This window comes from Microbacterium sp., assembly GCF_047606685.1.
GTDB lineage: Bacteria > Actinomycetota > Actinomycetes > Actinomycetales > Microbacteriaceae > Microbacterium.
In genome coordinates, this window is the sequence record NZ_JASGEC010000096.1 from 1 (window position 1) to 5,560 (window position 5,560).

Below are 5,560 nucleotides of genomic sequence, written 5' to 3' on the forward strand. Positions count from 1 at the left end.
GCGGCGATCGGCGGCGCGCCCTCGCGTCGCGCGCGCTCGGCGACCGCGCGGCCGAGCCGCCACTGGCGCATCGCGCGCTCGCGCTCCAACTCGTCGACGAGCCCCATGGTCTGGGCGTGGGCGATGGCCAGAGCCAGGCTGTCGGGGGCGAGCCCGTCGGCGATGCCGGAGAGGATGTCGCGCGTCGGCGCCGTGTCCGCCGCGAGGGCCGCGCACGCGGCATCCAGCCTCTCGTCGAACCCGCCCCACAGCACGTCGGCCTTGGAGGAGAAGTAGTTGAAGAAGCTCGAGCGGCCCACCCCGGCGCGCGTGGCGATGTCGGCGATCGACGTGTGCTCGTAGCCGCGCTCGAGGAACAGCTCGCACGCGGCCTCGGCGATGGTTTCCCGCGACGACGCCTTCGGTCGCCCCGCGCGCGCTTCTGTGCCCACACGACAACCCTACGCACGCGGCGCGGCACGACCGGGCGTATTGTTGGACGCGATCCAGAAACCGGAGCGAAGGAGCGTCGTGCTCGACATCCAGATCGTGGGGCTCTCGCCCGATGTCGTCCCGTACCTCGAAGGGTGGGACCTCCAGCGCCGCGTGCACGCGGCGGTCGTGGCCGGCGACCGGCCGGACACTCTGCTCCTGCTCGAGCACGAGCCGGTGTACACGGCGGGCAAGCGCACCGAGCCGCACGAGCGCCCGGTCGACGGCACGCCCGTCGTCGACGTCGACCGCGGGGGCAAGATCACGTGGCACGGCCCGGGGCAGCTGGTCGGCTACCCGATCGTGCGGCTGCCCGAGCCCATCGACGTCGTGGCGCACGTGCGCCGCCTCGAAGGGATCCTCATCGACGTCCTCCGGACCCTCGGCGTCGACGGGTACCGCGTCGACGGCCGCAGCGGCGTGTGGGTGCGCCGCCCGCTGTCGGAGGACAAGATCGCCGCGATCGGAGTGCGGGTCGAGAAAGGCGTCACGATGCACGGCTTCGCGCTCAACTGCGACAACTCGCTCGCCGCGTTCGGCTCCATCGTCCCGTGCGGCATCAGCGACGCCGGAGTGACGACGGTGAGCGAGGCAGTGGGGGCGGATGTCAGTCCGGCCAGCGTCGTCGACCTCGTCGCGTCGGCGTTCGCCGCGGCCTACTCCCCCGCAGGAGCCGCCGCGTGAGCGCCGCGCCGGAGGGGCGCCGGCTGCTGCGCCTGGAAGTGCGCAACGCGCAAACGCCGATCGAGCGCAAGCCCGAGTGGATCAAGACGAAGGCCAAGCTCGGGCCCGAGTACCAGGCGCTGCACGCCCTGGTGAAGGACGAGGGGCTGCACACCGTCTGCCAGGAGGCGGGCTGCCCCAACATCTACGAGTGCTGGGAGGACCGCGAGGCCACCTTCCTCATCGGCGGGTCGCAGTGCACTCGACGGTGCGACTTCTGCCAGATCGACACCGGCAAGCCCGCCGACTACGACACCGACGAGCCGCGGCGGGTGGCCGAGAGCGTGCAGCGGATGCGGCTGCGCTACGCCACCGTCACGTGCGTCGCGCGCGACGACCTGCCCGACGGCGGCGCGTGGCTCAACGCCGAGACGGTCCGGCAGATCCACGCGGTCAACCCGGGCACGGGAGTCGAGCTGCTGGCCACCGACTTCAACGGGCGCCCCGACCTGCTCGGCGAGGTGTTCGACGCGCGGCCGGAGGTGTTCGCGCACAACGTCGAGACCGTGCCCCGCATCTTCAAGCGCATTCGCCCCGCGTTCCGCTACGAGCGGTCGCTCGACGTGCTCACGCAGGCGCGCGACGCGGGGCTGATCACGAAGTCGAACCTCATCCTCGGCATGGGCGAGGAGCCCGAGGAGGTCGTGCAGGCGCTGCGCGACCTGCACGACGCGGGCACCGACATCGTCACGATCACGCAGTACCTGCGCCCGTCGCCACGCCACCTGCCGGTCGCGCGCTGGGTCAAGCCGCAGGAGTTCGTCGAATTCAAGCAGGAGGCGGAGCGCATCGGCTTCCTCGGCGTGCTCGCCGGGCCCCTCGTCCGCTCGTCGTACCGCGCCGGCCGGCTGTGGGCGCAGTCGATGGCGTCGAAGGGCCGTGAGATCCCCCCGCACCTCGCGCACATCGCCGCCGAGGTGCACGCCGAGCGCGGCTTCGCCCAGGCCGTCTAGCCGGAGGCGAGCAGGGTCAGTCGGCGCTGGTGACCGACTGCACCTCGCCGTCGGAAGCGAGGTTCACCAGCAGCACGTCGTCGGTGGCGTCCGGGTCGAGCGCGTACTCGAGCACCGCGAACGGCTCCGACCCGCCGTGCTCGTCGGCGAGGATCGTCATGCTCATCAGCTGCAGCGAGCGGATGACGTCCACATGCACGTCGCCGGAGGCGTCGACGAAGAAGTCCTCCAGCTCCTCGCCGAGCTCCTCCTGCTGCTGCAGGATGTACTCCGTCACCTCGCTCGTGCGGTCGTCGAGCTCGGACAGCATGGCGCGGCGCGCGTTCACGTCGATGCCCTCGAGCGCCGACACCATCGCGGCGGCCACGTCGAGCGCGTCCGGGGAGATGTCGTCCTGGTCGGGAGCAGTGAGGTCGACAGTGACGCTCTGGTCGCCGAGCTCGACATTCTCCGACCAGAAGATGGAGCCGTCGGGGCCGGATTCCAACAGCCCGAAGAAGTCGTGCTCGATCGCCATAGCCCTATGAAACCAGCCGATCCGGCAAGACGGTAGACCGACGCTCGCTCACTCCACGAGAGATGCGGCGAACACGTGCGGAGTGAAGCCGGTGAGGTCGCCGATGCCCTCGCCCTGGCCGAGGAGTTTGACCGGGATGCCGGTGCGCTCCTGCACCGCCAGGACGAACCCGCCCTTCGCCGAGCCGTCGAGCTTGGTCAGCACGAGCCCGGTCACCCCGGCGTGCTCGAGGAACGCCTCGGCCTGCATGACGCCGTTCTGCCCGGTCGTCGCGTCGAGCACCAGCAGCACTTCGCTGATCGGCGCCTGCTTCTCGATCACGCGGCGGATCTTGGTGAGCTCGTCCATGAGCCCGCCCTTGGTGTGCAGGCGCCCGGCAGTGTCGACGAGCACGATCTCGGTGCCGGTGCGGATCGCGTGGTCGATGGTTTGGAAGGCGACGGATGCCGGATCCTGGCCCTCGCGCTCGGGCCGCACGATTGCGGCGCCCCCGCGCTCGGCCCACGTGGCGAGCTGGTCGACGGCGGCCGCGCGGAAGGTGTCGGCGGCGCCCACCACGACCGAGCGCCCGTAGCGCTGCAGGAACTTCGCGAACTTGCCGATCGTCGTCGTCTTGCCGACGCCGTTGACGCCGACGACCAGCACGACGGCGGGCCGCTCGGTGAGCCGCAGGGTCGTGTCGAACTTCGCGAAGTGCTCCTCGAGGGTCTCCTTGAGCATGCGCTGCAGGTCGCGCGGGTCGGTCGTGCGGTAGCGCTCGACCTTCGCACGCAGCTCATCGACGATGCGCTCGGTGATGTCGGGTCCGAAGTCGGCCGTGATGAGCGCCGTCTCCAGGTCGTCCCACGTCGTCTCGTCGATCGTGGGCCTCGCGAACATGCCGCGCAACGCGCGCCCCAACGACCAGGAGTTCTCCGCCATGGGCTCCAGCCTACGCGGCGGCTTGATCGATATCAGAGGCGCTATATCGCTGATTCGCTATACTTGTGCCATGAAGGGAATGGGCAACGACCTCATCCGCGAGGCTCGCAAACGCCGTGGGCTGACCCAGGCGCAGCTGGCCGAACTGGCGGGCACCACGCAATCGGCGATCGCTCGCCTCGAGTCGGCGCGAACGGCGCCAAGCTTCGACGACGTCATCCGCTATCTCCGGCTCATGGACCTCGACCTCGACTTCATGCTCGTCGAGCGCGACGACTCCGACTGGTCGCTCGCCGCACCGCTCTCCTCTCTCCCCCCGGACGAACTCTGGGCGAGGCACAGCGACACCGCCGCACAACTCGAGCGCTGGCGAGAGGCAGGACATGCCGCCTAGACAGGACAACGATCGGATCATCGCGGCACTGACGGCACACAATGTGCGCTTCGTGCTGATCGGAGGGCTTGCCGCGATCCTGCAGGGGTCGCCGTTTCCCACCGAGGATCTGGACATCACCCCCGAGCGCGAGCATGACAACCTCTCGCGGCTTTCCGACGCGCTTCGCGAGCTCGAGGCGCGGGTCTTCACCCAGACCGAGCCAGACGGCCTGCCATTCGACCACTCCGCGACCTCGCTCGCCGACAGCGGCGTGTGGAACCTCGTCACCTCTGCGGGTCGCCTTGACATCTCTTTCATCCCGAACGGCACTCAAGGTTTCCCCGACCTCGATCGTTCTGCTCTCGAGTACACGGTGGAGGGCGTGTCCATCCGCGTCGCCTCGCTCGCCGACATCATCCGGTCCAAGCAAGCCGCGAACCGCCCCAAAGACCAGCGGGTGCTGCCGACGCTGCGCGAGATCCTCGCCAGTCGGCACGAGAAGAACCGGCGCTGACCAGCCTCAGCTGGCGGCCCGGTCGCCCACGCGCTGGCCGACGACCGCCGACACGCCGTCCTGGCGCATCGAAACGCCGTACAGCGCGTCCGCGATCTCCATCGTGCGCTTCTGGTGCGTGATGACGATGAGCTGGCTCGACTGGCGCAGCTGCTCGAACACTCCGAGCAGCCGCCCGAGGTTCGCGTCGTCGAGGGCCGCCTCGACCTCGTCGAGGATGTAGAACGGGCTCGGCCGCGCCTTGAAGATCGCCGTCAGCAGGGCCACGGCCGCAAGCGACCGCTCTCCGCCGGAGAGCAACGACAGCCGCTCGATCTTCTTGCCGACCGGGCGCACGGTCACCTCGATGCCGGTGGTCAGCATGTCGTCGGGGTTCGTCAGCGCGATGTCGCCCGCGCCGCCGGGGAACAGGATCGGGAACACCTCGTGGAACGCCGCGCGGGTGTCTTCGAACGCCGCCTGGAAGATCGTCTGCATGCGCTCGTCGAGCTCGGCGATGATCGTGAGCAGGTCTTTGCGCGTCTGCGTGAGATCCGCCAGCTGCTCAGTCAGGAACGCGTGCCGCTGCTCCAGCGCGGCGAACTCCTCCAGCGCGAGCGGGTTCACCCGACCAAGCTGGGCGAGCTTGCGCTCGGCGTCGCGCAGCCGTCGCTGCTGCTGTTCCCGGTCGAACGGGACACCGGATGCCTCCGGCTCGCCGTCCGCGTCGGCCTCCGCGCCATCCGGTGGAATCAGCTGGTCGGGTCCATATTCCGAAACAAGAATATCTTCCTCGAGGCTGAGCTCCGAAAACACCCGCTCGAGCAGGCTCTGCACGTGCAGGCGCTTCTCGTGGATCTGCAGCTCGAGCGAGTGCACGCCCTCGGTGACCGCCGAGAGCCGGTCGCGCACGCTCGCCTCCTGCGCGCGCAGCTCAGCGAGCTCTGCGTTCTGCGCGGAGCGCTCCTGCTCGGCGGCGGCCAGCGCGAGACGCGCCTGCGACACCGACCGGTCGGCCGACGCGAGCACCGCGGGCAGCCGGTCGACGACGCTCCTCGCCGCCTCGCGCTGCGCGCGGCGGACCACCGCGCGCCGCGCGGCCTCGA

At 69.9% G+C, this 5,560-nt stretch carries 8 protein-coding genes; 4 read left to right on the top strand and 4 right to left on the bottom strand.

What is annotated here, in order from left to right; translation table 11 throughout:
• A partial coding sequence (locus tag QM611_RS11525) for a TetR/AcrR family transcriptional regulator (RefSeq protein ID WP_415080059.1) occupies positions 1-431 on the bottom strand: 431 nt, incomplete at its 3' end.
• Positions 432-510: 79 nt separating this feature from the next.
• Here QM611_RS11525 and lipB point away from each other — a divergent pair.
• A complete protein-coding gene (gene lipB, locus QM611_RS11530; protein ID WP_415080060.1) occupies positions 511-1,155 on the top strand; it encodes a lipoyl(octanoyl) transferase LipB in 645 nt (214 codons plus the stop codon).
• The gene (gene lipA / locus QM611_RS11535; protein WP_415080061.1) at positions 1,152-2,147 is read left to right on the top strand and encodes a lipoyl synthase; all 996 of its coding nucleotides are present in this window, start codon (positions 1,152-1,154) and stop codon (positions 2,145-2,147) included. The genes lipB and lipA overlap by 4 nt, the downstream gene beginning before the upstream one ends.
• 16 nt (positions 2,148-2,163) lie before the next feature.
• On the opposite strand, the gene QM611_RS11540 is transcribed toward lipA, so the two are convergent.
• Entirely contained in the window at positions 2,164-2,664 is a 501-nt protein-coding gene (locus QM611_RS11540; RefSeq protein WP_415080062.1) for a DUF2004 domain-containing protein, read from the bottom strand.
• A gap of 48 nt (positions 2,665-2,712) precedes the next feature.
• Positions 2,713-3,585 carry a signal recognition particle-docking protein FtsY gene (ftsY, locus tag QM611_RS11545; protein WP_415080063.1) on the bottom strand — a complete coding sequence of 291 codons (873 nt, stop codon included), beginning with the start codon at positions 3,583-3,585 and terminating at the stop codon, positions 2,713-2,715.
• Positions 3,586-3,655: 70 nt separating this feature from the next.
• On the opposite strand from ftsY, the gene QM611_RS11550 reads away from it, so the two are divergent.
• Together QM611_RS11550 and QM611_RS11555 are read left to right on the top strand one after the other, a co-directional pair.
• Positions 3,656-3,979 carry a helix-turn-helix domain-containing protein gene (locus QM611_RS11550; RefSeq protein WP_415080064.1) on the top strand — a complete coding sequence of 108 codons (324 nt, stop codon included), beginning with the start codon at positions 3,656-3,658 and terminating at the stop codon, positions 3,977-3,979.
• Positions 3,969-4,475: a nucleotidyltransferase domain-containing protein gene (locus QM611_RS11555; protein ID WP_415080065.1), complete on the top strand. Its 507-nt coding sequence runs from the start codon at positions 3,969-3,971 to the stop codon at positions 4,473-4,475. The genes QM611_RS11550 and QM611_RS11555 overlap by 11 nt, the downstream gene beginning before the upstream one ends.
• A gap of 6 nt (positions 4,476-4,481) precedes the next feature.
• Here the strand turns inward: QM611_RS11555 and QM611_RS11560 are convergent.
• The coding region (locus QM611_RS11560) for an AAA family ATPase (protein WP_415080066.1) at positions 4,482-5,560 on the bottom strand (1,079 nt) is incomplete at its 5' end.

Excerpts from the sequence above, each read along its gene's own strand:
- QM611_RS11540 (WP_415080062.1), bottom strand. The coding sequence starts at position 2,664 with ATGGCGATCGAGCACGACTTCTTCGGGCTGTTGGAATCCGGCCCCGAC.
- QM611_RS11550 (WP_415080064.1), top strand. The coding sequence starts at position 3,656 with ATGAAGGGAATGGGCAACGACCTCATCCGCGAGGCTCGCAAACGCCGT.
- QM611_RS11555 (WP_415080065.1), top strand. The coding sequence starts at position 3,969 with ATGCCGCCTAGACAGGACAACGATCGGATCATCGCGGCACTGACGGCA.
- ftsY (WP_415080063.1), bottom strand. The coding sequence starts at position 3,585 with ATGGCGGAGAACTCCTGGTCGTTGGGGCGCGCGTTGCGCGGCATGTTC.